The 1,118-nt window shown below is 75.8% G+C and carries 1 protein-coding gene; it reads left to right on the forward strand.

Translation table 11 applies throughout. The annotated features are described in order from the left end of the window. Positions 1-151: 151 nt before the first annotated feature. Positions 152-1,118, forward strand: a 967-nt coding sequence (locus IE249_RS27925; protein WP_229859396.1) for an ABC transporter ATP-binding protein, incomplete at its 3' end; no start/stop codon positions are given.

Here is a 1,118-nt window from a genome sequence, read left to right on the forward strand (position 1 = left end):
GCTGCCGGTCGCCGTGGCGCGGCTGCTCTCGCGGCCCGGCGACCTCAACTACGGCCAGGCGATGGCCCTTTCGACGATTCTGATGCTGGTGTGCGCGGTGGCCCTGCTGCTCCTGGAGCGGCTGCGCACCGACCGGGGCGGGGAGTTCTAGATGCTGCTGAGCCTGGACGCGGCGACCGTGCGCTTCGGCGGGCGGCCCGCGCTCGACGCCGTCGGCCTGGACGTGGCCGAGCACGAGATCGTGTGCGTGCTCGGCCCCAGCGGCAGCGGCAAGTCGACCCTGCTGCGAGCCGTCGCCGGGCTCCAGCCGCTGGACTCCGGGCGGGTGCTGCTCGACGGGCGCGACCAGGCCGCGGTGCCGGTGCACCGGCGCGAGGTCGGGCTGATGTTCCAGGACCACCAGCTCTTCCCGCAGCGGGACGTGGCCGGGAACGTCGGCTTCGGGCTGCGCATGCACGGCGCGGCGAGGAGCGAACGGGCCTCCCGGGTGGGCGAGCTGCTGGAACTGGTCGGGCTGCCGGGCGCGGGACGGCGGGCCGTGGCGTCGCTGTCGGGCGGGGAGCAGCAGCGGGTGGCGCTGGCCCGGGCCCTCGCACCCCGGCCCCGGCTGCTGATGCTCGACGAGCCGCTCGGCCAGCTCGACCGCTCCCTGCGCGAACGGCTCGTGGTCGAACTGCGGGAGCTGTTCGGGCGGTTGGGCACCACCGTGCTCGCCGTCACCCACGACCAGGGCGAGGCCTTCGCGCTCGCCGACCGGGTGGTGGTGATGCGCGACGGCCGCATCGCCCAGTCCGGTACGCCACTCGAGGTGTGGCAGCGGCCCGCGGACGCCTTCGTCGCCCGCTTCCTCGGCTTCGAGAACGTCGTCGACGCGGTCGTCGACGGCGAGGCCGCGCTCACGCCGTGGGGCAAGGTGCCGGTGCCCGGGAACGCCCCGCAGGGCGCGCACACCCTCCTCGTACGGCCCGCGGGAGTACGTCTCGTCGCCGCGGACGAGGGACTGCGCTGCACGGTCGCCGCCCGCACCTTCAAGGGCACCCATGTCGCCCTCCACCTCCAGCCGCGGGAGGCGCCCCGCCTGGAGGCGGCCTGCGCGCTGCGCGCGGCGCCGGAGGTGG

It is taken from the genome of Streptomyces anandii JCM 4720, assembly GCF_014650655.1.
GTDB classification, from domain to species: Bacteria; Actinomycetota; Actinomycetes; order Streptomycetales; family Streptomycetaceae; genus Streptomyces; species Streptomyces anandii.